Genomic DNA, 24952 nt, shown 5'->3' on the forward strand with positions numbered 1-24952 from the left:
TCGCCCAAGTCGGTGAGGTTAGCTAAGCTCTTCACTTTGGGGTAAGTCATCTGTCCCTTCTTGGGTAAGCGGGAGAACGACAACAACGGTGGTTCCGTGGTCTCGTTCCGAATCCAGATATACCTGCCCTCGGTGTTGAGCGACGATACGCTGCACTATTGCCAGTCCCAATCCGGTTCCTCTGGCACTAGTAGTGAAGAAAGGATCAAATACCTTGTCAGCAATTTGGGGGGGAATACCCGGACCATCATCGTCAAAACGAATTTCTACAGATGGCTGCGATTCATGTAGGAGGCAGCGAGTCCTAATTGTTATGTGCCCCCACTCAGGTACGGCATAAATAGCGTTTCCGAGTACATTTTGAAACAACTGTAATAATTTATTTCGGTCAGCCATGATCGTGGGAAGCTTTTCTTCCCCTTCCATACGGACTTCCACGGATTTCCCCGTTATTTCTGGCAAGAGGGATACCGACGCCGCCCTGAGCGTATCCCCCAGATCTACCCAGTCAAATTCTGCGGTACCTGGACGCGCATAAGTCAGCATGTCATTCAGAATTGTCTCCATGTAACGAACCTGCCCGAGGGCGATTTCGCAATTCTCAATTTGCATACCCCCTTCCTTTCGATGGTGTTCGTCGAGTATCTGAAGATTCATTTTGACCGATGACAGCGCGTTACGTAGATCATGAGCAATCATCGAGGCCATCTGCCCCAAGGCGCTTTGCTCAGAGTCTTTTCCGGCTAGGCGCAATTTTTCGGCCATCCGAGTCATTGCCCGACTGAGAGTTCCAATTTCATCATTGTTGTTCGCCGGGATCACAATATTTTTGTCACCTGAGGCAATGCGGTTTGCCGCCTTGATTAAAACATCAATGGGCCTCAGGAGTCGGCCTGTAGACACAAACAGCGTCAATAACATCAGGAGTCCAATGCTCGCAACCGCAATAGCAAGCTGCTTTTGAAGGGCTGCAGCTTTGATCTCCAATTCAGCTAGAGATATCACCCCTCCGACCACCAATACATTCTCAATTTCATTTCCTTCACCAACATTCAAAGGCGCACGACGAATACCCAACATCGTTGCAATCGCGGGAAACTCCATAATTAGTTGTGGCTTAGCCCCAGACAAAACTTGATCCCAAGTGTGAGCCAACTTGAAATCGCGGATTGCGTTGGCAGCCTTTTGATTATGGCTACCCGACGTCTCCGGACGGGACTGGTAAAGGTATTGACCGGCACTATCAGCAATCCAGTAAGCAATGCCATCATGGGTTTTACCTAATGTTCTAAACACTTGATCGATAGCAACAACCACAGCGATTGCACCGATTACATTGCGGTCCTTGCCGTGAACTGGGAGGCTGACGAACAACACCCTTTCTCCACTTGTTTCGTCGCTCAGGTTTCTGGTCTGTTCGTTGAAATTTCTTAGGCCCTGCTTTTCTGCCAATAATGACTCGAAATTCCAATTTGCAACTGGCGGGTCCACCATGGTGTGAACTACGTTATCGTTCCGCAAACTGACCAGCACGCGATGAGTTCCAGTGGCAGAGTCCAATAGCATCCTCACATGTCGATAGGCGTGCCTTTCCCGCATCATGATATCGAGTTGGTCTGCAACTTTTTGAAGGCCATCTACACTAGGCTCGGTGTTTTCCTCAATCATGTATCGCGCACCGCCATCGGCGAGCATGGATAGATCACTCTTCACCATGTCGATGGTGCTCTGGAGTATGCTTGCCTCCCGCTCCACACTATCAATTACGCGCTTGCCCTCTAATCCGTGAAGCGCATCACTTGCGGCGCTCCAGGTTAGAGCAATAGTGATAGCCACAGAGAGTCCGGTGACTAGTAGCGTGATCAATAGAAGCTTTTTTGCAATACTCATGGCTAGGCAGGCCGCATCAGAAAATTGAGATTCATTAATCTAGCTCACGGAAATATAGCTCTACCCATCTAGAGGTTCGAACAACTGTACCTGTCTTTCCCGAGAGGCGTTCGCTTAGGGGTTCCGAAAATGTTCTTGAGCAAGAAATGGCGGGAGATCGCGAATTGAAACACATACTTATTGTCGATGATGACTTGGCAATATGCCAGACACTGAAATCTCACTTTCAAAAAAGCGCATTTCAAGTGTCGCTGGTGAATACCGCGGAAGAAGGGATTAAGGTCGCCTTATCCAGCAATATTGATGCCATCATTTCGGATATTCGCCTGCCGGCAAAAGGAGGCCTTGACCTTTTGCGAGAGGTCAAAGCGGAAAAGCCAGAACTACCGATCATCATGATTACAGCGTTTCATGATTTGGAGATGACCGTGGCGGCGATGCAATGCGGGGCCATGGACTACGTTCCAAAGCCCATCGACCTTCCTGAATTGGACGCAGCGGTTAGTCGAGCGCTCTTTGCTTACAGTCGTTCAGATCATGTGACTGGCGACCCGCTGATCATTGGAGCGACAGATGTAACCCCAACACAAATTGTGGGTCAATCATTTGCGATGAAGGAGGTCTTCAAGAGTATCGCTCTTGTGGCGCAGAGCAGGGTGACGGCTTTAATTCTTGGAGAGTCAGGTACGGGAAAAGAGCTGGTTGCCAGAGCAATACACAATGCAAGTGCCGAAAGGGATATGCCATTTATTGCAGTAAACTGCGCAGCTTTGGTTGACTCCCTCCTTGAGAGTGAACTGTTCGGCCATGAGCGAGGTGCGTTCACTGGTGCTGTCAATGCACATAAGGGAAAAGTCGAGCAAGTAGGAGAAGGGACGTTGTTCCTCGATGAGGTCGCCGAATTGACCCCTCTTATTCAAGGCAAACTACTGCGTATCCTGGAAGCACGGGAATACAGTCCGGTAGGTAGTGCACAGGTTAAAAATAGCAAAGCTAGATTCATAGCGGCAACAAACGTAGATTTGCAAGCAAGGGTTGCCTCAGGTGAGTTTCGCGAAGATCTTTTTTACCGCCTCAACGTTGCTTCCATCAACCTACCACCGTTGCGAGAGCGACAAGGAGACATGCCAAGATTGATCGATTTCCTTCTTCGGAAGATCAATCGTGATCTACGTAAAAACATACGTAGAGTGTCTGGTGAAGCCATGGCTTGTCTTAACGCCTTTGCATGGCCGGGAAATGTTCGGCAACTTGAAAATGTCCTCATGAAAGCAGCGGTAATGGAACGCGGTGACACCCTCACCATTGACCGCCTTCCGCCGGAAATAAAGTGCTCACGAATGCCCTCAGCAGCACTGGAGATCAATTCTTCCATGCCGAAAAACCTACTTTCTCTTCGGGAAGTGGAAAAAAAACATATCGTGCATGTACTGGAAAAAACCGGTTGGCATAAAGGTCAGGCCTGTGAAATTCTCGATATTTCCCGACCTAAGCTTGAACGACGTATCCATGAATTTAATCTTAGTCCTCCCGATCGTGATAGCGGCAATTAAGTGAGTAGCATATTCCGAGGGTTTTCTGGTGTGTGGAAATTTTTAGGCTCTTAATCGCTTTCATGCGGGAAGAATCCGGCTTTGTGAAACGGGCACAGGGACATTGGCATAGCGAAACGTCAGCGCATCCGGAGATTTTGAGTTTGAGGTTGTCGGTGCCATGAACCCTTTGCCCGGCGTAGCTACAGGGCAATAGAGACGTTGCCGCCCTCACGCCTGGCCGTCGTGATCGGGTGGTCGGCGTAGGCGTAAGTGACGGAGCGATACGTCTACAAAGTCTTCAAGAAATTCTCCAATCCGTTGATTTTGGCGGCCAGACCTGTCATCAGGGATGGGCGACCATGTCAGCGGAAGGGGGTAAATGCCGCTGGAACAGCAGCTACTCATTGAGGGGGAGGAGCGCCGGGAACGGCTGGTTCTGGATTAGCAACTGGTCAAGCTTGGTTTGGTGAGAGTCCTTGTGCATGCGGCTATTGGTGAGGGGCAGAGATAGATCCCCCCTTGATGGACTGCTGATCGGTCAGATCGTAGAGATTTTCGCCTCCTTGAACTACGCCCACCGACAATTACGGATCACCTTGCTGAACATAAACATGGCCTGAAAGCGGTCGAAGATGATCGTGGCAAAAGGCAGGCATCTTGATGGCATATAACCCAGTTGCATACCGGATTTCTTGGATGCCAGCCATCTAAATATGCTGCCTTCAATGACATAGAGCAAATTTTCTATGGGTGCTCAGGCACGCAACGAATTTAACGAAACGTTAAATCTCATTTCGTTCAATTTAACGAAATGAATCTCCTTGGTTTTTGGAACTTGATACCCACCAAGAGGTTTTGTTGACCTAGGTCAATAAACCACAATTTAAATGTGGGTTTTGACCTGTTTTTCGAGCTGCTAACCATTGGCATGCTCATTGCTGTTACCCCTTCGAAGTTGCATACGACCGTATTCCCAATATCAGGGGGTTTCTGAACGCCGCGAAAGCGACGTACGGTTTTGGCACTCGGTCAAACAGTAGATAAGGAGATGACAATGGTTCAGATGACTCGCAGAGGCTTCTTGCTAGCCTCTGGCGCTACGCTCTTGGGAAGCTCTCTAAGTTTAAGAACCTTAGCTGCAGCTACAGATCTTAGTGGGGTTTTCGAATATTCAGGATGGGAAAACTTCCATCGTGCTCAATGGTCCTGGGACAAAAAAACGCGCGGCGCTCACCTCGTCAACTGTACTGGCGCCTGCCCTCATTTCGTCTATAGCAAGGACGGCGTGGTCATGCGCGAGGAGCAGTCAAAAGATATAGCTCCCATGCCTAACATTCCCGAGTACAACCCGCGCGGATGCAACAAGGGAGAGTGTGGTCACGACTACATGTATGGGCCGCATCGTATCAAATACCCTTTGATTCGCGTTGGCGAACGTGGCGAAGGAAAGTGGCGGCGCGCGACCTGGGAGGAGGCGCTCGACATGATTGCCGACAAGTGCGTCGATACCATCAAAAACCATGCACCGGATTGCATCAGCGTTTTCTCGCCGGTGCCGGCGGTATCGCCTGTGTCGTTTTCGGCAGGCCACCGCTTTGCCCACTACATTGGCGCCCACACCCATACTTTCTTCGACTGGTACGGTGATCATCCGACTGGCCAAACCCAGACATGCGGTGTTCAGGGCGATACTGCGGAAACGGCTGACTGGTTTAATTCCAGATACATCATTCTCTGGGGATCGAATCCCACCCAGACGCGAATTCCCGATGCACACTTCCTTTCCGAGGCACAACTCAACGGCACGAAAATCGTCAGTATTGCGCCGGACTTCAACTCGTCGGCGATTAAGGTCGACAAGTGGATTCATCCGCAGCCAGGTACCGATGGCGCATTGGCCTTGGCGATGGCGCATGTCATCATCAAAGAAAAGCTTTATGACGCACATAACCTGAAGGAGCAGACGGATCTTTCCTATCTGGTGCGCAGTGATACCAAGCGTTTCTTGCGTGAAGCGGATGTCGTCGCCGGAGGCTCCAAGGACAAGTTCTATTTCTGGAACGCGAAAACCGGGATGCCGATGATCCCGAAGGGATGCTGGGGCGATCAGCCAGAGCAGAAAGCGCCGCCCGTCGCTTTCATGGGGCGCAATACCAACACCTTCCCGAAAGGCTATATCGAGCTAGGCGATCTTGATCCGGCGCTTGAGGGGAACTTCAAAATCCAGTTGTTAGACGGCAAGAGTGTTGAAGTCCGGCCCGTTTTCGAAATTCTCAAGTCGCGCGTCCTAGCTGACAACACGCCGGAAAAGGCCTCAAAAATCACCGGAGTACCGGCCAAGGCCATTGTTGAGCTGGCGCGGGAATACGCCAACGCCAAGCCGTCGATGATTATCTGCGGCGGCGGCACGCAGCACTGGTATTACAGCGATGTACTGTTGCGCGCCATGCATCTATTGACAGCGCTGACCGGCAGCGAAGGGAAAAATGGCGGCGGGATGAACCACTACATTGGCCAGTGGAAACCAACTTTTCTCCCCGGCCTTGCCGCACTTGCTTTCCCTGAAGGGGCAGGCAAGCAGCGTTTCTGTCAGACCACCATCTGGACCTACATTCACGCTGAGGTAAATGACGAAATCATCAAGGCCGATATTGATACCGAAAAGTATCTGCGTGAGGCTATCAGTTCCGGTCAGATGCCCAATCTGCCTCGTGAAGGTCGCGATCCGAAGGTCCTCTTCGTCTATCGCGGCAACTATCTGAATCAAGCCAAAGGTCAGAAGTACGTTCTGCGTAATCTATGGCCAAAGTTGGAGTTGATCGTCAACATCAATATCCGTATGGATTCGACGGCGCTTTACTCGGACGTCGTGCTTCCTTCGGCGCACTGGTATGAAAAACTCGATCTGAACGTAACCGGAGAGCATACCTATATCAACTTGACCGAGCCGGCAATCAAGCCGATGTGGGAGTCCAAGACCGATTGGCAGATTTTCCTGGCCCTGTCTAAGCGCGTCGAAATGGCCTCGGTCCGGAAGAACTACACCAAGTTCAACGATGAGCAGTTCAAGTGGGTGCGCGACCTTTCAAATCTCTGGAATCAGATGACGATGGACGGAAAGCTGGCCGAGGATGCGGCTGCTGCTCAGTACATCCTGGATAACGCCCCTCATTCCAAGGGCATCACGCTCGACATGCTGCGCGAGAAGCCGCAGCGTTTCAAGGCGAACTGGACATCGACTATGAAAGAAGGAATGCCTTATACGCCATTCCAGAACTTCGTAGTTGATAAAAAACCGTGGCCCACATTGACCGGACGCCAGCAGTTCTACCTTGATCACCCGACATTTTTCGAGATGGGTGTTGAGCTGCCTACTTTCAAGGCCCCCCTGGATGCCGATAAGTACCCGTTCCGTTTCAATACACCGCACAGTCGTCACTCGATTCACTCGACGTGGAAGGACAACATTCTGATGCTTCGTCTGCAACGTGGCGGACCGTCGATTGAAATGTCGCCCATCGACGCGAAATCCCGTGGCATCAAGGACAACGATTGGGTCGAGGCCTGGAACGACCATGGCAAGGTGATCTGCCGGGTGAAAATCCGCAGCGGCGAGCAGCGTGGACGCGTCACCATGTGGCATACCCCAGAGTTGTACATGGATCTGATTGAAGGCGGTTCGCAAAGCGTCTGCCCGGTTCGCATCACGCCGACACACCTAGTTGGTAATTACGGACATCTCGTATTCCGCCCCAACTACTACGGCCCCGGCGGAACCCAGCGCGACGTGCGAGTCGACGTGAAGCGCTACATCGGCGCTACGCCGATGAGCTTCTAGTCAGAACCGCTGATCAACAGAACAGGAATATTAATCATGGCTAATGTGATGAAGGCGCCCAAGCGCCAACTGACCTACGTAACCGATTTGAACAAATGCATCGGTTGTCAGACTTGCACCGTGGCGTGCAAGAAATTGTGGACGACGGGACCGGGTCAGGACTTCATGTACTGGCGAAACGTTGAAACCGCGCCGGGCTTAGGGTACCCCAGAAACTGGCAGACCAAAGGCGGTGGCTATAAGAACGGGGAACTGCAAAAAGGCAAAATCCCACCGATGATCGACTACGGTATCCCGTTTCAATTCGACTATGCCGGTAGGTTGTTCGAGGGCAAGCCAGGACGGGTGCGACCCAGCCCTACCCCTCGCTCTGCGCCCAACTGGGACGAGGATCAGGGCGCCGGAGAATACCCGAACAACTCGTTTTTCTACTTACCGCGCATGTGCAACCACTGCACCAAACCGGCGTGCTTGGAAGCCTGCCCGAACGAGGCAATCTATAAACGAGAGCAGGACGGGGTGGTCGTAATCCATCAGGACAAGTGCAAGGGAGCCCAGGCTTGTGTCCAGTCTTGCCCATACGCCAAGCCCTATTTCAATCCGCTGGCCAATAAGGCCAACAAGTGTATCGGCTGCTTCCCGCGGATTGAACAAGGCGTCGCGCCGGCCTGCGTTGCGCAATGTGTGGGTCGTGCCATGCACGTCGGCTTTGTCGACGATGTCAGCAGCTCGGTGTACAAGCTCATCAAGCAATACAAGGTTGCTTTGCCTCTGCATCCTGAGTTTGGCACCGAACCTAACGTCTTCTATGTGCCGCCTGTACTTGGGCCGCGCATGGAGATGGCGAATGGCGAGCTGTCTTCAGATCCAAAGATTCCATTGGCTCAACTGGAGGGGTTGTTTGGCAAACAGGTACGTGATGTGTTGGCGATCCTTCAAACCGAGCGCGAGAAAAAAATGAAGGGACTGGCTTCCGATTTGATGGATGTGCTGATCGGTCGTCGCAGCGCCGACATGATGATTTCTCCTTTGACCTAATGTTGCAATGGAGCGGCCGCACGGGCCGCTTCTTCCTACCAGTCGTTACTTTCGAGATTGCCCGCCATGATAAAAATTCTTGCTCTCGCCACCCTGCTTCTTTCGAGCTTTCTTCCCGGTGTGACGGTGGCGCAACAAGCGGAATACCTTGGTTTTCGCGCATGCACCAAATGTCACGACTCACAGGGTGAGACGTGGCGGGCTTCGGCACATGCGAAAGCCTTCGATTCGCTAAAGCCGAACGCAAAATCAGAGGCGAAAGCCAAGGCAAAACTTGATCCCCAAAAGGACTACACGCAGGACAAAAACTGTGTCGGCTGCCACGTAACGGGTTACGGGGAACCGGGTGGATTTGTCTCGGGGGCTTCGCTGGACGATATGAAGACCCTGGTCGGTGTCACTTGCGAATCCTGCCATGGGGCGGGAGGAAAGTTTCGAAATCTACATGGTGAGGCGAGTGACAGATTGAAGAATCGGGGGGAAACCAGCGAGCGGAAGCCTCTGGTGGATGCTGGCCAGAACTTCGATATGGAAAAAGCATGTGCGCGTTGCCATCTCAATTACGAAGGCTCATCGAAGTATCAGGCAAAGGCTCCATTTACGCCTTTCTCCCCGGCCATCGATAGCAAGTACCACTTCGATTATCTCAAGTCGGTAACGGCGACTGGAAAAAGCAATCCTGTACATACCCACTTCAAACTGCGTGGCGTATTCAAGGGCGATCCAGTGCCGGCTGTTCGCGCAACACTTCAGGAAGATGCGCCTGAGCCCGAATAGCGCTGATAGTAACGCCAGGACGTTTTAACAACCTAGATCCTGTTTAAGAAATGAGGAATCAAATGAATAGCCTTGTCGACCAAGCAGTTGTTGGAAGAATCGAGCGCTCATTGGAACGTAGCCGTGTATATAGCTTGCTTGCTATTGGATTGGGATTTCCTGATTTCGAAAGTCATGCAGGTTTTTCGGATGGTCGCCTAATCCTTGAGATGCAACGGGCGATAGAGGTCTGTATGCCCGATCTGGCTGATTATTACTGCGAGCAAATAGCCCCTCGCCTTAAGTTGACTTGCTCTTTCGAGGATTTCGAAGCTTTGTTTCTTACTGCCTTCGAGATAAACACTCCTGTACCTAGCGCAGCCTTGAATGAGGGGGTGCATGTCCAGCGGAGTAACCGCCCGGCCTTGATCCTCGAACTAAAAGGCTTTTATCGGAATTTCGGACTAACCATGGACGCCCGAGGGAATGAACTCGAAGACACGCTCACTGCTGAGCTTGAGTTTATGCATTTTCTTTCGGCAAAACAGGCACAGGCAGAATTGGACGGCCTGCCACCAAATGCATACCAACGGGCTCAACGAGATTTTCTGGAGCGTCACTTGGTGGCTTGGTTACCTCTTGTGCGAGCGGAGGTAAACGCAAAGGTTTCAACCCAGTTTTTTGTTGCCATGACAGATCTAGCTGAAAAATTTGTGGAGGCTGATCTACAAGAAATTCTGCGGGAAATTAATTCGTAAAGTCGACTTGCGAAGGAGTTTAAGCATCAAAACTCCAGCATTTATTAAATTTAGATTTCGTTAATTCATTTCACAAAAGGAGATATCCATGCAAAACATATCAATTCGCAGTTTCAAATTGAGTCTCATCGCCACTACTATCGGTGCGGCCATCGCGATGGCTTCGTCACCTGTTGTGGCTCAGCAGGCAATGCAACCTATGAAAATTGAGCGAGGAACTATCTTGACCCAGCCCGGGGTCTTCGGTGTTTTTACAATGTTCAAATTACGCCCGGATTGGAACAAGGTGCCAGCAATGGAACGCAAGGGTGCCGCAGAAGAAGTCAAGAAACTAATTGAGAAGCATAAGGATAACGTTCTGGTTGATCTCTACCTGACACGTGGCCTGGAAACCAATTCTGACTTTTTTTTCCGCATCAACGCCTACGACTTGGCAAAAGCCCAGACCTTCATGCGCGAATTCCGCTCGACAACTGTCGGCAAGAATGCTGATGTATTCGAGACCCTTGTCGGTGTAACAAAGCCCTTGAACTACATCAGCAAAGACAAGTCTCCTGGGCTGAATGCTGGACTTAGTTCTGCTACCTATAGCGGGCCGGCACCACGATATGTGATCGTAATTCCCGTCAAGAAAAACGCGGAATGGTGGAACATGTCGCCGGAAGATCGTCTGAAGGAAATGGAAGTTCACACGGCGCCTACCTTGGCCTATCTCGTGAACGTCAAGCGCAAGTTGTACCATTCCACCGGCTTAGATGACACCGATTTCATTACCTACTTTGAGACTGATGATCTGACCGCATTCAACAATCTGATGCTCTCTCTGGCACAGGTTAAAGAGAATAAATTCCACGTTCGCTGGGGCAGTCCGACTACGCTCGGCACCATTCACTCTCCAGAAGATGTGATCAAGGCATTAGCCGATTAACCTAATCGCTGTTCCTCTCAAGCGTGCTTGGAGCTGCAGTGCAGCGATCCTTGAAATAGCCCAAGGATCGCTCGCCATACGCCGCAATATTCGAGCACTTGATTTACTGACGATCACCTTTGTTTTTCAGATCGCTTAGTAATCAACTCGCAATTAAGTATGCCAATTTAATGAAAAACATTCTCAAATCACTGCGCCAACCAAGCACTAAATATTCATTATTGGGTTTGCTCTCAGTTGGCTTTATCGCAGGCATTTTCTTTTGGGGGGGCTTTAATACCGTAATGGAAGCCACCAACACGCTTGAGTTCTGTATTTCATGCCATGAAATGCGTGACAACGTATATCAGGAATACAAGGAAACCATTCACTTTTCCAATCGGACTGGCGTTCGCGCCGTTTGCTCGGACTGCCATGTACCCAAAGATTGGGGGCACAAGATGATGCGCAAGATCCAAGCGAGTGGCGAAGTCTACGGCAAACTTATGGGAACCATTGATACAAAGGAAAAATTTGAGACCAAGCGCCTCGAATTAGCCGAGCACGAATGGGCGCGAATGAAAGCCAGTGATTCGCGCGAATGCCGAAACTGTCACAGTTTCGAAGGCATGAATACAGAAAAACAAAAACTTCGCGGCGCGAAAATGCACAAAATCGCCCAAGACGAAAAAAAGACCTGTATCGATTGCCACAAAGGTATTGCTCACCGCAAGCCAAAAGGTATGAAAGAGGATGATGACGAGTGATCGCCCTCGCATATCCCTGACACCAATCATCGACAAATCGTCTGGAGAATTTAAATGAAAAAAAGTGCCTTGTCAGTAGCCATTCTTGGTGCCGTATTTTCCCTTGGGTCTCAAATCGCTAATGCCGCACCGGACTGGAGCAAGGTTCCCAAAAGAGACATTCAAGTGTTCCATCCTGGTGTTACTCCGATTGAATGGATTGCGAAGAAATCTGATCACAGTGGTCGGACTGGACTGATTAAAGGAGAAAGCTGTGTTGGATGCCACGAAGAAAAAGGTGGACTTAATTTTGATATGAAACGTTTGGCGGGAAAGGACCTGGAGCCGTTCGGCGCTCCAAAAACGATGAATTTCCCTGTCTCTATGCAAGTTGCGTACGACAAGGAGTATGCCTACATCCGCCTAACCTTCAAGGCGCCTGCCGGAGCAGCTAATACCGCCGACAAAGAGAATGAAGTCAAGGTTGCTGTTATGTTTGCCAACGACAAAGTTTCGGCAGCCTCCGGTGACAAAGCGATTCCAGGCGACCAAGTTGGTTGCTGGGCAACCTGCCATGCCGATGCGCGCACTATGCCCGGGGCCGACGACAAAAAGACGAAATACGTAAAGGATGGCGCCTATGAACTGATGCAGTGGAAGAGTTCTAAAGGGGCGAAGGTTGTTGATGGATCTATTAGTGATAAGCGCAATATGGAAGGCGGCACGACCGGCGCGAAGGCTGAAGGTGTTAAGGCGGGGGATATGTACACCGTCACTTTTACTCGCAAGTTTTCGGGTGCCTTAGCTGAGGGCAAAGCAGTGCCGTTTGGCATTGCGGTACATGCCGATCATTCAACAGGTCGCTTCCACCACGTTTCGCTTGGCTACAAACTTGGTTTTGGCGCTGATGGCGACATTAAAGCCGTCAAGCAGTAAGTGTTTGACCGTGCCATCATTCTCCTAATTTTTGGAACCAAAAGGCTGCCCAATATTGACCTGGATTTAGGTCGCGCAGTAAGGGGTTTCAAGGAGGGCGCTTATGAGGTTGACTCCCACAATCGGGACAAAACCTGAGACGCTCAGCGCTTAAACGGCATTCCATGCAGGGTAATGTCTAGTCAACCTACAGCGATTGGGAGAGCCGGCCATTCCAGACAAAAGTCTGTCAGTGTTTCCGTTTGTAACACGATGCAACATTGTCTTATTGCATATTTTTAGTCGATGGCGCGTAAGAGTGTGCGCCTATTTTTGCGAAGTCACGATTCGATGTTAATTGATGGTTGTGGTCGTCGGATAGACTATCTCCGATTGTCGGTGACTGATCGTTGCGACTTGCGATGCGCGTATTGCATGCCGCCGGAGTTTGATAGTTATGAAATTCCCGATAACTGGTTATCGTTCAGTGAGATTGTGCGGATATGCAGGATATTCATTGATCTTGGGGTTTCCAGAGTGCGCCTTACTGGCGGCGAACCCTTGGTTAGATCCAGAATCGGAGATCTAGTCCAAGATGTTGGGCAACTCCCCGGATTGAACGATCTTTCCCTCAGTACGAATGGCACACGATTGACGCAATTTGCGTCAAAACTTCTGGCTTCAGGTGTTACGCGACTGAATGTTAGCCTCGATACGTTGTCTCCAGTTCGATTTCTGACGTTAACTCGGCGTGACGCTTTGCACGATGTCCTCGCAGGACTCGAGGTGGCACGAGAGAGTGGATTTCGCCTGATAAAGATCAACATGGTCTGGTTACCCGAATTCAATGGTGACGAACTGGATGCAATGATCAAATACTGCATGGAACGCAATTTTGTGTTGCGCTTGATCGAAAACATGCCAATGGGAGATAGCGCACGTCAACTTGGCTCCTCGTCCCTCCAACCGCTAATCGGCCAGCTTAGAGAGCGCTTCCATTTGGTCGATCACATCGTTGCTGGCGGAGGCCCAGCTCGTTACCTTGGGACCCCGGATCGCTCATTCTCGGTCGGTTTTATTACCCCGATGTCCCAACACTTTTGCGAGGCATGTAACCGTGTCAGGGTTTCGGTAACTGGCAGATTACACCTATGTCTAGGTCAAAATGACCATCTCGAACTATTGCCAATGTTGCGTGGCGGATCGCCAGATCACGAAATCGCAAATCAAATTCGTGCAGCAGTTATGCAAAAGCCATTGAGCCACGAATTCCAGAAGAATCCAATGAAGGTCGTTCGTATCATGGCCTCGACAGGGGGATAACTAGCGCTATGGCGTCTAGAAAAAGTGCGGCTTCAGGCTTGGGCATGCACATAGGTTCAAAGGCGGCATACCATGGATGCCAGTTCGGCCGTCCTATGTAGTTACAAATCATACATCGAAGCTTTGATATCCGGCTGCTCGGATTCTTTGGGATGGCTTGTTTTTTGGCCAATCGCCGGAACCCGTTGTAGATAAACGTGCCTGAGATGTGAATTTCCTCGCCGAGTCGAAACCTTTTCCAAAAATCGGATAGATTCATTTGCTCTCCATCGACAGCGGTGAAATTACCCCATGTGACTAGTTGAGTCATTGTCACGGTATCGCATTCTTAGCTTCTGCCAAGAGTGATAAGGAAGCTCTGATTTGTTAGTACTCGGCAATATATGATGCCTATAATGCACCCAAATGACATAGATAAGGGGGGTGCGGATGTTAGACCATACACATATTTTTGGGGGCGAGCAGACCCGCATCAAATTGGGGGCGATCTCGAAGTACTTACCGGCCTACACAACAGCATTGTCGAATACGCAGTTCCGCCTGAGTTATATCGATGCGTTTGCCGGCACTGGTGTTTGCCACGTTAAGATTGGAAAGGGGCAGGAAAAGCGCTTGATTCCGGGGTCCGCATCGATCGCTATTGATTGCAAGCCGCCTTTTCATCAGATTTTCTTTATCGAAAAGAAAAAGCGGCACGCCGATGCATTACGGCGCTTGAAAATTGAAGCTGCAATGCCGGTCGAAGTTATTCACGGTGATGCAAACAGCGAGCTTCCACCGATCCTCAGAGGACTTAACCCGAAAAAGGATCGTGCGTTGGTATTCCTCGATCCATATGGGATGGCGGTCGATTGGATTACTCTGAAGGCGATTGCCGATTCTCAAATTGTTGACCTATGGTACCTGTTCCCTTTAAGCGGCCTTTATCGACAAGCGGCAAATGATGCAGCTGCTATCGACCCAGATAAGGCGGCTGCCCTGGATCGAATGCTGGGAACGGAAACTTGGCGTAAGGATTTCTATGCACCGCCAAAGCAAACCAGCCTTTTCGAGTCGGACGAGTCAGATGTCCGGACTGCCGACGTCAAGCAAATGACAAAATGGGTAACTACAAGGCTGAAAGAAATCTTCCCGGGCGTTACGGAACCGCGCCTTCTGTATCAGGCTCTACCCAATGGCAAGGAGGGTGCGCCACTGTTCGCCTTATACTTTGCTGCATCGAACCCGAGCCCCAAGGCATACGGGCTGGCCTGCAAGATAGCCGCAGACATCCTCAAACGGACGTAACGGCTGCTACTGGATAAGCGTCCCAGGTTTTGCCTAGGAAAAGGCGGCCATTGGCCTTCTTATGCCGCTTGACACCGTCTGCACCCCAGCCACCCCATTGTTTGAAAAAGAATGCCACGCCGGCTTTGTCAGAAACATGTTTAACGTTCTGAACCCACTCCGGCCGCATGGGGCGTGCTTTGGGGCCTGATTCCCCCCCGACAATTACCCAATGGATGCCTGTGAGGTCGAATTCTCCAAGATCTTCAAGCAACGGTTCCACGGATAGGAATCGGATTCGGGCATTAACCTGGCGCAGATAATCGATGCGTGGAAGTCCATAGGCCCGATCTTCTACGGAAACCCCTAGCCAGACGTTTTCCGGGCAGCTGCGTTGGGCAAAATAGCCGGTTAGCCGGTCCGCCCGCTTAGTCAGAATTTGGTAAGTGTGGTGCGGAGTACGTCTGATGACGTCAAAGACCTGATCAATAAAGTTGTCTGGCACGGCCTCATGGAAAAGGTCGCTCATCGAATTCACAAAATAAACAGTGTCCTTCTTCCTCTGCAGCGGCTGGGCCAGACGTTCCGGATGTAGTGCCAGTCGAAATCCATCTTCGTACCCCACGGCTCCCATGGCTTTTAGCCGTCCCGCCATGATTTCAGCGTAACAGTGCTTGCATCCCGGAGAAATCTTGGTGCAGCCCGTCACCGGGTTCCACGTCTGTTCCGTCCATTCGATTTGACTATCACTCGCCATTGCTTCCTCTTTGTTACTGTATATATTTACAGTTTATTCAACTTCCTGAGTATAGCTGATGCATAGCCCTTTTCAATGGAGAATATGCTTACCCAAAAGCACTATTAGAACCCGGAAAAATTATTAAGTGTAAATCAGCTCATCGTAGAACGTTCGGTCAGGTGCCCATAGCAGACAGGTCCGCGTTATAGGCGCTCATCGCTGCTTCGGCCAAACAGCTGAAATCCACCCATCCACCGTGAGGAAAAATGGTCCCGGGGCGCAGGCGCGCCTCGGGTGCCTCACCTTCGCAGCAGCTGGAAGATTTGGCGAGAAGTAGTCAATCAAGGAAATTGGAAACGCTACACGGCATACTTAGCAAGGCTTGCCCCCCGATCTTCCAACTTATCGGCAAGGCTCGGTGCAAGCGCTTTCTCTGGAGTGATGCCAGGATCACCCTGCCCACCACCCCCCTCAGGAAAAAATTCCTCGACTACCGAATCCCCTTCGTCATCGCCTTCCTCGAAAGCACCATTCGAGAACCCAAGCCGCGCCGCCGTTTCCAGCGCAACCTGATCAAATCCGGCTTCCTGACGATCAGCCTCCAGCCGTTTGGCCTCGGTCAGAGCCTCCTCAACAGAAACACCGTTGCGTACCGTGAGATCGACGTAATAAATTGGGGTGCCCATGCTCTGCCGAGTCGACTTTCCGCGCAGCCGAAGTTCCAGCGGCAAGTACGCCAGTCGGTTGCCGGAGATCGCCTGAAAGTAAGCCAATCGTGCCGATAAGGTCCGTATGCTGTTGAATCCCGTCGTCCGGAACACAAAGCTTCCCAGGGGATCATCGTCACCGATCAGCACATTCAACCGGCCATACGGCTTGCACGCACCGCTCTGCGCCAGAGCACAACCATCCGGCGAAGGACAGGGCAATGACTGAACTCCCGACTCCGCCCGACGCTTGCAGGTCTCACCATTGCCGACACAAACCGGCCGACCCGTCCTACGGTCGAACAAGGCATATTCAGCCCTGAAATTCAGATCAGGATCGTTGAACAGTAGCCGGATCGGAATCGCACGAATCTTCCCGCCCTGGGCTTTTCGGAGTCCCTCGTCACACGGGTGAGGCACCCAACCCTCGCTGCCTTGTAGTTGGCTAGTGATGGTGAACTGATCATCCTTCTCCGGCAATTTCTTGCCGTTTTTTTCGATGACCTTGCCGATCGAAATCCGCCCAAGTACCGGCGGGGTGATGACCAAACCTTTCAACATGATTGTTCCTCTCAAATAAAAAACTCCTCACCGGCGCTGGATGTCTATCCGGTTGCCGATGAGGAGTGATGGGTTTCTATTGCTACGTTGGCTTTTCGGAGATGACTCAGGCCTGGACAAACCGGCGTGACCCTTGGCGTTGCATTCCGTAGCGGGTAAGCAAATCCGGCTGATCAGCCAACAGCTTCGCCGTATCGAGCACCACGCTGTCCTTAGCTTTCTTCCAGGTGACTTCGCCGGTTTCGAAGATGGCGCGTGACGCTTCACCCATGGCCTGCTGCAAGGTCTGCTTCAACTTCGATTCCAGCTTCTCGGTTTCGGCCAATGTCTGACGAACACTGATCCAGTCGGCAAAGGTCGCGGACAGATTACGGTCGGTACTGAAGTCGACTGCGATTCCCTTGTCCTGAGGATAGAGACAACGCAGTGCCTGCTCTGCCGATTCGGAACCATCGGCCGGTGGTGGTGTATCGGTCTCGACGTAACGCCAGAACGCTGCCTCCAACTGAATCAGCCGTGCAATCAGCGCCTCATCCCGATGAATGCGATGGATCTCCAGATGTTGACCACCAAGTAGCACCGCGACATCGGCAGCAGCTTTTCCGGTGACGACCAGTTGATGCTGAACCTGCAACTGCACGTACTCCGGCACACCTTCTTTCCAGAGGCGGCTACCGTTAATCCCGGCGGTTTTGCACTCGAGGATCTGAACGTCTTGAGCGCCGATGACCTCCCGGTCGATATTGGCCAGCATCCAGTGCAACTGGGGATCGGGATGCTGGAGCACCGCATTGATACGACGAACACGATTACCGGAACGTCGGGTGTAGTGCGCTGCCACGATGGGTTCGAGGATGTTGCCCCAGTAAGCCGGGCTTTCCTCATCCAGCGGATCAGTCTTGGGCAATAGGCCATCACGGCCAGTTTTTTCCAGCCAGAGTTCGAGCTGGGATTTGTAGGGGTTAAGACCGACAGCGGCAGCCGCATCGGAACCGCCGATACCTTGCCGGCGTACATTGAGCCAATCTTCACGAGGCAGAGCTTTGGTGCTGACCAACCTCAAAGCTGGCCGACTTGATTGCACGGGTGATAGTGGTACAGAGGGAAGTGCCATGATGACCTCCTGAATATGTGTAAGGAATGAAGAATCGGAAATCCGCTCACTGCCGCCAGACGACAAAAAGCCCGGTCGGCAAACACCGAACCGGGCAATCGGAGAGGAGAAAGTCGTGAGGAAGCTGCTAGCGAAACTAAGCGACGAGTTTCAATGCGGTATCCAGTGCGCGTTGCTTGATGACAGCACCTTGGCCGAACCAGGCTGAATCCAGTCGGAACTCAGGACTCCGTGCCCGTCGCTTGTGATCGACGTACTCGGTCACGGCATTCAATAATCCCCACGCAGTGCCCCGGGAGGAATTCAGTTCAGAGCCACGACCCTGACCGTCGTAGAGCGATTGCACCTTCGCAAGTGCGCGTTCATTGGTCAGATTCGATAGGTCGGAACTGTTCGGATCGACCTCGCAGAGCACACGGAGAAAATAGGCCATCGCCTCATGGCTTTTCACCTTACGCTCCGCCAGTGTCCGCATCCGATACATGAAGCCGTCCCACTGAGATACGGCAATACCCAATTGCTGCTTGACGGCCTGAGCATCGAATCGGGTGTTGTGCGGCACCTTGATCGCCGAGACCGCACCATTCACAGCGATGGTCAGTGTGTTGTTGCAGACGACACGGACCGTGGTGGGTGTTGCTGTGGTGGCCAGAGTGCCGTCACAGGAAGTTGCCAGCAACAAGTAGCCCTGGACAAGATCGTTCCCCTTGAGGGATGAAGATTGACCAGTTTTTGCCAGTGCCCAGAATTTTTTCCCGTTCTTCAGGACACCAGCAGTTTCGAGTTCGTAGCCGGCGACTTCCGTCAGATCGCGGTAAAACTCGAGTACTTCGCTGGGCTGGACGACTTGATAACGATTCGATACGACCGACAGGGCATCCTGTGTATCTGAGCGATACAGGACTTTCTGATCGGCGAAGGTTTTGATGGAACCGAGCGGTCCAGCTGATTCCGCCATGAAGCGAACGGGCGTTTCGAGAATCTGGAAGGACATGCCGGATTGCTCTGCCCAGACTTCAATCGGCTGTTGTGGGGTGAGTTCGTTGCCGAGGCCATGCCAAGGAACATCACCCACGTATGCCATTTGTTGGACTTGGTGTGCCATTTGAGGCTCCTGAATATGAATGGTGATAACAGCAGATCAGCGGTCGCTGAACTCATGGCCGCAATCACCGCACTGAAAATTGCCGAGCCATTTTTCGTCGACGACATCGCCGAATTTGGAACCTGCCACGGAACCAGCCGCGCCGCCGAGTAGACCGCCAAGGATTGCGCCGGCCAGACCACCGAGTAGCATTCCGGCAGGACCTCCGACAGCACCGACGGCTGCACCGGTTTGGGCACCTGATAAGGCACCACCGGCACCGGTGGCGGCACCACCAACTGCGCCGACCGTGCTGCCGATCCTTCGGGCGGTGTGCAGGCGATAGACATTGGTCGAATGGCAGACGGGACATTTGTTACGCATGGATTTTTCTCCTGGAAATGAAAAGAGCCCGCTACCTCTGCAGGTAACGGGCTCTTGAATGGATGGAAACTGGGGAGTGAAGGCCAGGACGGCCTAGTCTTCAGATTTTATATGTGTAACTGAATGGAGTTCAGATGCAGAAACGCGAACCAAAAATAGAAGAGATTTTTTCTATCAATCTCGAAACTTCCCGGACTGTTAGACAGCCTATCCCTGTCCGGCCCGAGGGAAAGACGGCAGAACGTGTTGATTTGCGTGCATCGACATTACCCAAATTTGAGTACACAACGAGTACACGGAAAACGAAAAAGAAAAAGCCCCGGATGTTATCCGGGGCTAAGTCTTTGATATTACTGGTGGTGATGGGCAGAATCGAACTGCCGACCTATGGGTTATGAATCCATCGCTCTAACCGTCTGAGCTACATCACCACGCTTAGAGGGCGCGAATTATAGTGGGGCAGCGGAGGGATGGTCAACCGCGTTATAATGCGCAACTTTTCCGCCGCCGGCTTGCCGAAGCGGCACCCACTGATTTTCAAAGCATTTCCATGACCAAAAAGCTTTTCATCCGCACTTTCGGGTGCCAGATGAACGAGTACGATTCGGACAAGATGGCCGACGTGCTCAACGCCTCCGAAGGTATCGTCAAGACCGACAACCCCGAAGAAGCCGACATCATCCTGTTCAACACCTGCTCGGTGCGCGAGAAGGCGCAGGAGAAGGTTTTCCACGATCTGGGCCGGGTCAAGCACCTGAAGCAGCAGAACCCGAACCTGGTGATCGGCGTCGGCGGCTGCGTGGCCAGCCAGGAGGGCGAGGCCATCGTATCGCGCGCCCCTTACGTCGACATCGTGTTCGGCCCGCAGACCCTGCACCGCCTGCCGCAGCTGATTGCCGAGCGCAAGAGCAAGGGCAAGGCGGCGGTCGATGTGTCCTTCCCGGAAATCGAGAAGTTCGATGCCATGCCGCCGGCTGAAGTGAAGGGCGCCACCGCTTTCGTGTCGATCATGGAAGGCTGCTCCAAGTTCTGCACCTTCTGCATCGTGCCCTACACCCGCGGCGGCGAGGTATCGCGCCCGTTCACCGACGTGCTGACCGAGGTGGCCGACCTGGCCGCCCACGGCGTCGGCGAGGTGACCCTGCTCGGCCAGAACGTCAATGCCTACCGCGGCGACATGGAAGGCACCGACGAAAAGGCCGACCTGGCGATGCTCATCGAATACATCGCCGAGGTGCCGGGCATCGAGCGCATCCGCTACACGACCTCGCATCCGCGCGAAATGTCGCAGCGCCTGATCGACACCTATGCCAAGGTGCCGAAGCTGGTGTCGCACCTGCATCTGCCGGTGCAGGCCGGCTCCGACCGCGTGCTGGCCGCGATGAAGCGCGGCTACACGACGCTGGAGTACAAGTCCATCATCCGCAAGCTGCGCGCGGCGCGGCCGGACATCTCGATGTCCACCGACTTCATCGTCGGCTTCCCGGGCGAGACGGACGAGGATTTCGAGAAGACCATGAAGCTGATCGACGACGTCCAGTTCGACGCCTCGTTCTCCTTCATCTACAGCCCGCGCCCCGGCACGCCGGCGCTGGAACTGGACGACAGCACGCCGGCCGACGTGAAATCGGCGCGCCTGTCGCGCCTGCAGAAGCGCATCGACGAACTGGCACAGGCCGTCAGCCAGTCCATGGTCGGCAGCATCCAGCGCGTGCTGGTCGAAGGCACGTCGAAGAAGGACGCCCACGAGCTGGCCGGACGCACGGACAACAACCGCATCGTCAATTTCGCCGGTAACGCGCGACTGATCAACACCTTCGTCGACGTCCGCATCACATCGGCCCTGCCGCACAGCCTGCGAGGCGAAATTGTCATCCGCGAAGACTAAGCCGGCACCCAAGTCGCGGCCGGTCGAGTTCGCCCTCGCGCCGGTCGACAACACCCTGCTCGCCAACCTGTGCGGGCCGCTCGACGAGAACATCCGGCAGATCGAGACTGGTTTCGACGTGCTGATCCGCCGCCGCAACGAGCGCCTGTCGATCACCGGCGAGAAGGCGCAGCTGACGGCCGATGCCATCCGCCACTTCTACGCCATGGCGCGCGAACCGCTGTCGGTCGATGAAATCCAGCTCGGCCTGATCGAATTCCTCAACGCCCCGGTACGCCGCATTTCGCGCAGCGCCGAAGGCCCGGTCGACGGCCCGCAACTGGTCACCCGCAAGACCGAGCTGCACGGCCGCACGCCGCGCCAGGTCGAGTACCTGAAGCACATCCAGGAACACGACATCACCTTCGGCGTCGGCCCGGCCGGCACCGGCAAGACCTACCTGGCCGTCGCCAGCGCGGTCGATGCCTTCGAGCGCGACCTGGTCGAACGCATCATCCTGACCCGGCCGGCGGTCGAAGCCGGCGAGCGCCTCGGTTTCCTGCCCGGCGACCTGACGCAGAAGATCGACCCCTACCTGCGCCCGCTGTACGACGCGCTGTACGACCTGATGGGCGCCGACCGCGTCGCCAAGCTGTACGAGAAGCGCGCCATCGAGATCGCGCCGCTCGCTTTCATGCGCGGCCGCACGCTGAACCACGCCTTCATCATCCTCGACGAGGCGCAGAATACGACGCCGGAGCAGATGAAGATGTTCCTGACCCGCATCGGCATCGGCGCCAAGGCGGTTGTCACCGGCGACATCACGCAGATCGACCTGCCCAAGGGCCACAAGAGCGGCCTCAAGGAAGCCATCGACGTGCTGCGCGACGTGCGCGGCATCGCTTTCACCCATTTCAAGAAGGAAGACGTGGTGCGCCACCCGCTGGTCGCCCGCATCGTCGACGCCTATGAAAAACGCCAGCAATCGTCTTAACCTGTCCGTGCAATATGCCTGTAACCGCGAGGGCCTACCCTTGCGGACGGATTTCGTGCGCTGGGCCCGTGCCGCGCTGGTCGGCGGCGGCGAGATCACCATCCGCCTGGTCGATGCCGACGAAGGCCAGGCGCTGAACAACGAGTACCGCGGCAAGGACTACGCGACCAACGTGCTGTCCTTTCCGTACGAAACCGAGCCGGTGGTGCAGGGCGACCTGGTCATCTGCCCGAGCGTCGTGGCGCGCGAGGCGGCGGAGCAGAACAAGCCTCTGGCGGCGCATTACGCGCACCTGACGGTGCATGGTATGCTGCATTTGCAGGGCTGGGATCATGACAATGACGATGATGCCGAGGCCATGGAAAACGAAGAAAAGGAAATCCTCGCCGCGCTGGGCTATCCCGACCCCTACGCCGCCTGAAAAATATGGACAGTGACAGTAAACCGAGTTTCATCGAACGACTGACTTCCCTGCTGCTACGCGAACCCGAGGATCGCGAGCAGCTGCTTGAAATCCTGCACTCGGCCTACGAGCGCAACCTGATGGACGCCGATGCGCTGACCATCATCGAAGGCGCGCTGGCCGCCTCCGACACCCGCGTCACCGACGTGATGATCCCGCGTGCCCAGATGGACGTCATCGACGTCGACGATCCGCTGGACGAGATCGTCAAGACCGTCATCGAAGCCGCGCACTCGCGCTTCCCGGTGGTCGACGGCGACCGCGACAACGCGCTCGGCATCCTGCTCGCCAAGGATCTTCTGCGCATCCACACCGAAGAAAATTTCGACCTGCGCGACTGGCTGCGCCCGGCCGTCTTCATTCCCGAATCGAAGCGCCTGAACGTGCTGCTGCGCGAATTCCGCGTCTCGCGCAACCACATGGCCATCGTCGTCAACGAATACGGCGGCGTCGCCGGCCTGGTCACCATCGAGGACGTGCTCGAGCAGATCGTCGGCGACATCGAGGACGAATACGACTTCGACGAGGCGCACGACAACATCCGCCAGGACTCCACCGGCCGCTACCGGGTCAAGGCGCGCACCGAGATCGAGGACTTCAACGAGGCCTTCGCGACCACCTTCTCCGACGAGGAATTCGACACCGTCGGCGGCCTGGTCCTGCGCCAGCTCGGCCGCGTGCCCAAGCGCAACGAAGTCGTCGACATCGCTGGCATGCGCTTCCAGGTGCTGCGCGCCGACAGCCGCCGGCTGTACACCCTGCTCGTCGACCCACCCAAACCGCAGACCGGTGCTGGCGAGACTGCCTGAGCGCTTGCCTGCACGCCTTGCCCTGGCTGCGCTGATCGGCGCGGCAGGGGTATTGTGCTTCGCGCCCTTTGACCTGTTCTGGCTGGCGCCTGCCGTCTGGGCCGGCTTCTTCGCCCTGCTGCGGCGCACCGAGTCGCCGCGCCGGGGGCTGCTGACCGGCCTGGCCTTCGGCCTCGGCTTCTTCCTGTGCGGCGTGTCGTGGGTCTATGTCAGCCTCTCCGTCTTCGGCGGCATGCCGTGGTGGCTGGCCGGGCCGGCCGCCTTCCTGTTCTGCACGGTGATGGCGCTGTTCCCGATGGCCGCCGGCTGGGCATTCAAGCGCTGGCAGCCGGCCGGTTTCCGGCAACAGGCCCTGCTCTTCGCGGCGCTGCTCGCCGCCGGCGACTGGGTGCGCAGCTGGTTGCTCACCGGTTTCCCGTGGCTGGCCATCGGCTATTCGCAAACGCCGCCCAGCCCGCTGGCCGGCTTTGCGCCGCTGCTCGGCGTCTTCGGGCTGTCGGCACTGGTCGCGCTGAGCGGCGCCCTGCTGCTGCGCTGGCGAATCGGCTTGCCGGCGCTGGCCGTGCTGGCGATCGCCGGATTCGGCCTGCGCCAGGTCGAATGGACGACGCCGCAAGGCGAACCGATCAGCGTCGCGCTGATCCAGGGCAATATCCCGCAGGAAATGAAATTCCGCCCGGAAGCCTTCGTCCGCACGCTGAACCTCTATCGCGAACTGATCGAAGCCAACCCGGCGCAACTGACGCTCTTGCCGGAAACCGCCTTCCCGGTCTTTCTCGACCAGTTGCCCGAAGACTATCTCGCCGCCCTGAAGGCGCTGGCCGGCCGCCAGCACGGCGACATCATCCTCGGCACGCTGACCGGCGACGGCAACGCCTACTACAACAGCGCCGTCAGCCTCGGCAGCTCGCCGCTGCAGGTCTATAGCAAGAATCACCTGGTGCCTTACGGCGAGTTCATCCCGCCCGGTTTCGCCTGGTTCATGGCCTACGCCAACATCCCCGCCTCATCCTTCTCGCGCGGCCCGGACAGCCAGGCGCCGCTGGCCGTCGCCGGCCGGCAGGTGGCGGCCAATATCTGCTACGAAGACGTTTTCGGCAGCGAAATCATCCGCGCCCTGCCCGCCGCCGGCATCCTGGCCAACCTCTCCAATACCGCCTGGTTCGGCCGTTCGCTGGCCCAGCCGCAGCACCTGCAGATCGCGCGCATGCGGGCGCTGGAAACCGGCCGCCCCATGCTGCGCGCCACCAACACCGGC

At 54.4% G+C, this 24952-nt stretch carries 22 protein-coding genes and 1 tRNA gene; 16 read left to right on the forward strand and 7 right to left on the reverse strand.

The genetic code is table 11. The features are described from left to right. Positions 1-18: 18 nt before the first annotated feature. A complete protein-coding gene (locus Q0P59_RS08080; RefSeq protein WP_295005406.1) occupies positions 19-1890 on the reverse strand; it encodes a sensor histidine kinase in 1872 nt (623 codons plus the stop codon). Between the two features lie 164 nt (positions 1891-2054). Between Q0P59_RS08080 and Q0P59_RS08085 the strand changes: the two genes are divergently transcribed. The 11 genes from Q0P59_RS08085 (at position 2055) to tcmP (ending at position 14993) form a co-directional block, all read left to right on the forward strand. Next, positions 2055-3443 (forward strand): sigma-54 dependent transcriptional regulator, encoded by a 1389-nt coding sequence (locus tag Q0P59_RS08085; protein ID WP_295005408.1) that lies wholly within the window; start codon positions 2055-2057, stop codon positions 3441-3443. A gap of 1036 nt (positions 3444-4479) precedes the next feature. Then, positions 4480-7263, forward strand: a complete 2784-nt coding sequence (locus tag Q0P59_RS08090; protein WP_295005410.1) for a molybdopterin-dependent oxidoreductase — start codon at positions 4480-4482, stop codon at positions 7261-7263. Positions 7264-7299: 36 nt separating this feature from the next. Then, positions 7300-8301 (forward strand): 4Fe-4S dicluster domain-containing protein, encoded by a 1002-nt coding sequence (locus Q0P59_RS08095; protein WP_205230756.1) that lies wholly within the window; start codon positions 7300-7302, stop codon positions 8299-8301. Between the two features lie 66 nt (positions 8302-8367). Beyond that, entirely contained in the window at positions 8368-9078 is a 711-nt protein-coding gene (locus Q0P59_RS08100; protein WP_205230755.1) for a cytochrome c family protein, read from the forward strand. A gap of 62 nt (positions 9079-9140) precedes the next feature. Continuing rightward, positions 9141-9815, forward strand: coding sequence for a molecular chaperone TorD family protein (locus tag Q0P59_RS08105; protein WP_295005415.1), 675 nt, complete (start codon positions 9141-9143; stop codon positions 9813-9815). A gap of 88 nt (positions 9816-9903) precedes the next feature. Continuing rightward, positions 9904-10743 (forward strand): chlorite dismutase family protein, encoded by an 840-nt coding sequence (locus Q0P59_RS08110; RefSeq protein ID WP_295005417.1) that lies wholly within the window; start codon positions 9904-9906, stop codon positions 10741-10743. Between the two features lie 170 nt (positions 10744-10913). Beyond that, positions 10914-11489 (forward strand): NapC/NirT family cytochrome c, encoded by a 576-nt coding sequence (locus tag Q0P59_RS08115; protein ID WP_295005419.1) that lies wholly within the window; start codon positions 10914-10916, stop codon positions 11487-11489. A 54-nt stretch (positions 11490-11543) separates the two neighbouring features. Then, complete coding sequence (locus tag Q0P59_RS08120) at positions 11544-12404, forward strand: ethylbenzene dehydrogenase-related protein (RefSeq protein WP_295005421.1); 861 nt, start codon at positions 11544-11546, stop codon at positions 12402-12404. Further along, a complete protein-coding gene (locus Q0P59_RS08125; RefSeq protein WP_295005423.1) occupies positions 12405-12542 on the forward strand; it encodes a twin-arginine translocase TatA/TatE family subunit in 138 nt (45 codons plus the stop codon). 192 nt (positions 12543-12734) lie between these two features. Continuing rightward, positions 12735-13706, forward strand: coding sequence for a GTP 3',8-cyclase MoaA (gene moaA / locus Q0P59_RS08130; RefSeq protein ID WP_295005425.1), 972 nt, complete (start codon positions 12735-12737; stop codon positions 13704-13706). A 429-nt stretch (positions 13707-14135) separates the two neighbouring features. Beyond that, positions 14136-14993, forward strand: coding sequence for a three-Cys-motif partner protein TcmP (tcmP, locus tag Q0P59_RS08135; protein WP_295005427.1), 858 nt, complete (start codon positions 14136-14138; stop codon positions 14991-14993). On the opposite strand, the gene Q0P59_RS08140 is transcribed toward tcmP, so the two are convergent. The 6 genes from Q0P59_RS08140 to Q0P59_RS08165 form a co-directional block, all read right to left on the reverse strand. Continuing rightward, positions 14980-15729, reverse strand: coding sequence for a phage Gp37/Gp68 family protein (locus tag Q0P59_RS08140; protein WP_295005430.1), 750 nt, complete (start codon positions 15727-15729; stop codon positions 14980-14982). The genes tcmP and Q0P59_RS08140 overlap by 14 nt on opposite strands. 341 nt (positions 15730-16070) lie before the next feature. Further along, positions 16071-16979, reverse strand: a complete 909-nt coding sequence (locus tag Q0P59_RS08145) for a hydrolase or metal-binding protein (protein ID WP_295005432.1) — start codon at positions 16977-16979, stop codon at positions 16071-16073. A 106-nt stretch (positions 16980-17085) separates the two neighbouring features. Beyond that, positions 17086-18093: a lambda-exonuclease family protein gene (locus tag Q0P59_RS08150; protein WP_295005434.1), complete on the reverse strand. Its 1008-nt coding sequence runs from the start codon at positions 18091-18093 to the stop codon at positions 17086-17088. A gap of 136 nt (positions 18094-18229) precedes the next feature. Continuing rightward, on the reverse strand, positions 18230-19198 hold the full coding sequence (locus tag Q0P59_RS08155; protein WP_295005436.1) for a DUF932 domain-containing protein: 969 nt from the start codon (positions 19196-19198) through the stop codon (positions 18230-18232). Positions 19199-19234: 36 nt separating this feature from the next. Continuing rightward, positions 19235-19561 (reverse strand): hypothetical protein, encoded by a 327-nt coding sequence (locus Q0P59_RS08160; protein WP_295005438.1) that lies wholly within the window; start codon positions 19559-19561, stop codon positions 19235-19237. Positions 19562-19915: 354 nt separating this feature from the next. Further along, positions 19916-19992 (reverse strand) — tRNA-Met (locus Q0P59_RS08165). Positions 19993-20111: 119 nt separating this feature from the next. Between Q0P59_RS08165 and miaB the strand changes: the two genes are divergently transcribed. From miaB to lnt, 5 genes are all read left to right on the forward strand, one after another. Beyond that, positions 20112-21449 carry a tRNA (N6-isopentenyl adenosine(37)-C2)-methylthiotransferase MiaB gene (gene miaB / locus Q0P59_RS08170; protein ID WP_295005440.1) on the forward strand — a complete coding sequence of 446 codons (1338 nt, stop codon included), beginning with the start codon at positions 20112-20114 and terminating at the stop codon, positions 21447-21449. Next, positions 21430-22422 carry a PhoH family protein gene (locus Q0P59_RS08175; protein ID WP_295005442.1) on the forward strand — a complete coding sequence of 331 codons (993 nt, stop codon included), beginning with the start codon at positions 21430-21432 and terminating at the stop codon, positions 22420-22422. The genes miaB and Q0P59_RS08175 overlap by 20 nt, the downstream gene beginning before the upstream one ends. Beyond that, positions 22397-22843 carry an rRNA maturation RNase YbeY gene (gene ybeY, locus Q0P59_RS08180; protein WP_295005444.1) on the forward strand — a complete coding sequence of 149 codons (447 nt, stop codon included), beginning with the start codon at positions 22397-22399 and terminating at the stop codon, positions 22841-22843. The genes Q0P59_RS08175 and ybeY overlap by 26 nt, the downstream gene beginning before the upstream one ends. Before the next feature lie 5 nt (positions 22844-22848). Next, the gene (locus Q0P59_RS08185; RefSeq protein WP_295005446.1) at positions 22849-23694 is read left to right on the forward strand and encodes a transporter associated domain-containing protein; all 846 of its coding nucleotides are present in this window, start codon (positions 22849-22851) and stop codon (positions 23692-23694) included. 4 nt (positions 23695-23698) lie between these two features. After that, on the forward strand, positions 23699-24952 hold a 1254-nt coding region (lnt, locus tag Q0P59_RS08190), incomplete at its 3' end, for an apolipoprotein N-acyltransferase (RefSeq protein ID WP_295005448.1).

Origin of the sequence: uncultured Dechloromonas sp., from assembly GCF_945957265.1 — a bacterium.
GTDB lineage: Bacteria > Pseudomonadota > Gammaproteobacteria > Burkholderiales > Rhodocyclaceae > Azonexus.

Bases quoted from the DNA above. Each gene is read 5' to 3' on its own strand.
- tcmP (WP_295005427.1), top strand. From the start codon at position 14,136: ATGTTAGACCATACACATATTTTTGGGGGCGAGCAGACCCGCATCAAA.
- Q0P59_RS08120 (WP_295005421.1), top strand. From the start codon at position 11,544: ATGAAAAAAAGTGCCTTGTCAGTAGCCATTCTTGGTGCCGTATTTTCC.
- miaB (WP_295005440.1), top strand. From the start codon at position 20,112: ATGACCAAAAAGCTTTTCATCCGCACTTTCGGGTGCCAGATGAACGAG.
- Q0P59_RS08100 (WP_205230755.1), top strand. From the start codon at position 8,368: ATGATAAAAATTCTTGCTCTCGCCACCCTGCTTCTTTCGAGCTTTCTT.
- Q0P59_RS08150 (WP_295005434.1), bottom strand. From the start codon at position 18,093: ATGGCACTTCCCTCTGTACCACTATCACCCGTGCAATCAAGTCGGCCA.
- Q0P59_RS08110 (WP_295005417.1), top strand. From the start codon at position 9,904: ATGCAAAACATATCAATTCGCAGTTTCAAATTGAGTCTCATCGCCACT.
- Q0P59_RS08090 (WP_295005410.1), top strand. From the start codon at position 4,480: ATGGTTCAGATGACTCGCAGAGGCTTCTTGCTAGCCTCTGGCGCTACG.
- Q0P59_RS08185 (WP_295005446.1), top strand. From the start codon at position 22,849: ATGGACAGTGACAGTAAACCGAGTTTCATCGAACGACTGACTTCCCTG.
- Q0P59_RS08145 (WP_295005432.1), bottom strand. From the start codon at position 16,979: ATGTTGAAAGGTTTGGTCATCACCCCGCCGGTACTTGGGCGGATTTCG.
- Q0P59_RS08140 (WP_295005430.1), bottom strand. From the start codon at position 15,729: ATGGCGAGTGATAGTCAAATCGAATGGACGGAACAGACGTGGAACCCG.
- Q0P59_RS08095 (WP_205230756.1), top strand. From the start codon at position 7,300: ATGGCTAATGTGATGAAGGCGCCCAAGCGCCAACTGACCTACGTAACC.
- Q0P59_RS08115 (WP_295005419.1), top strand. From the start codon at position 10,914: ATGAAAAACATTCTCAAATCACTGCGCCAACCAAGCACTAAATATTCA.
- Q0P59_RS08160 (WP_295005438.1), bottom strand. From the start codon at position 19,561: ATGCGTAACAAATGTCCCGTCTGCCATTCGACCAATGTCTATCGCCTG.
- moaA (WP_295005425.1), top strand. From the start codon at position 12,735: ATGTTAATTGATGGTTGTGGTCGTCGGATAGACTATCTCCGATTGTCG.
- Q0P59_RS08105 (WP_295005415.1), top strand. From the start codon at position 9,141: ATGAATAGCCTTGTCGACCAAGCAGTTGTTGGAAGAATCGAGCGCTCA.
- Q0P59_RS08080 (WP_295005406.1), bottom strand. From the start codon at position 1,890: ATGAGTATTGCAAAAAAGCTTCTATTGATCACGCTACTAGTCACCGGA.
- Q0P59_RS08155 (WP_295005436.1), bottom strand. From the start codon at position 19,198: ATGGCACACCAAGTCCAACAAATGGCATACGTGGGTGATGTTCCTTGG.
- ybeY (WP_295005444.1), top strand. From the start codon at position 22,397: ATGAAAAACGCCAGCAATCGTCTTAACCTGTCCGTGCAATATGCCTGT.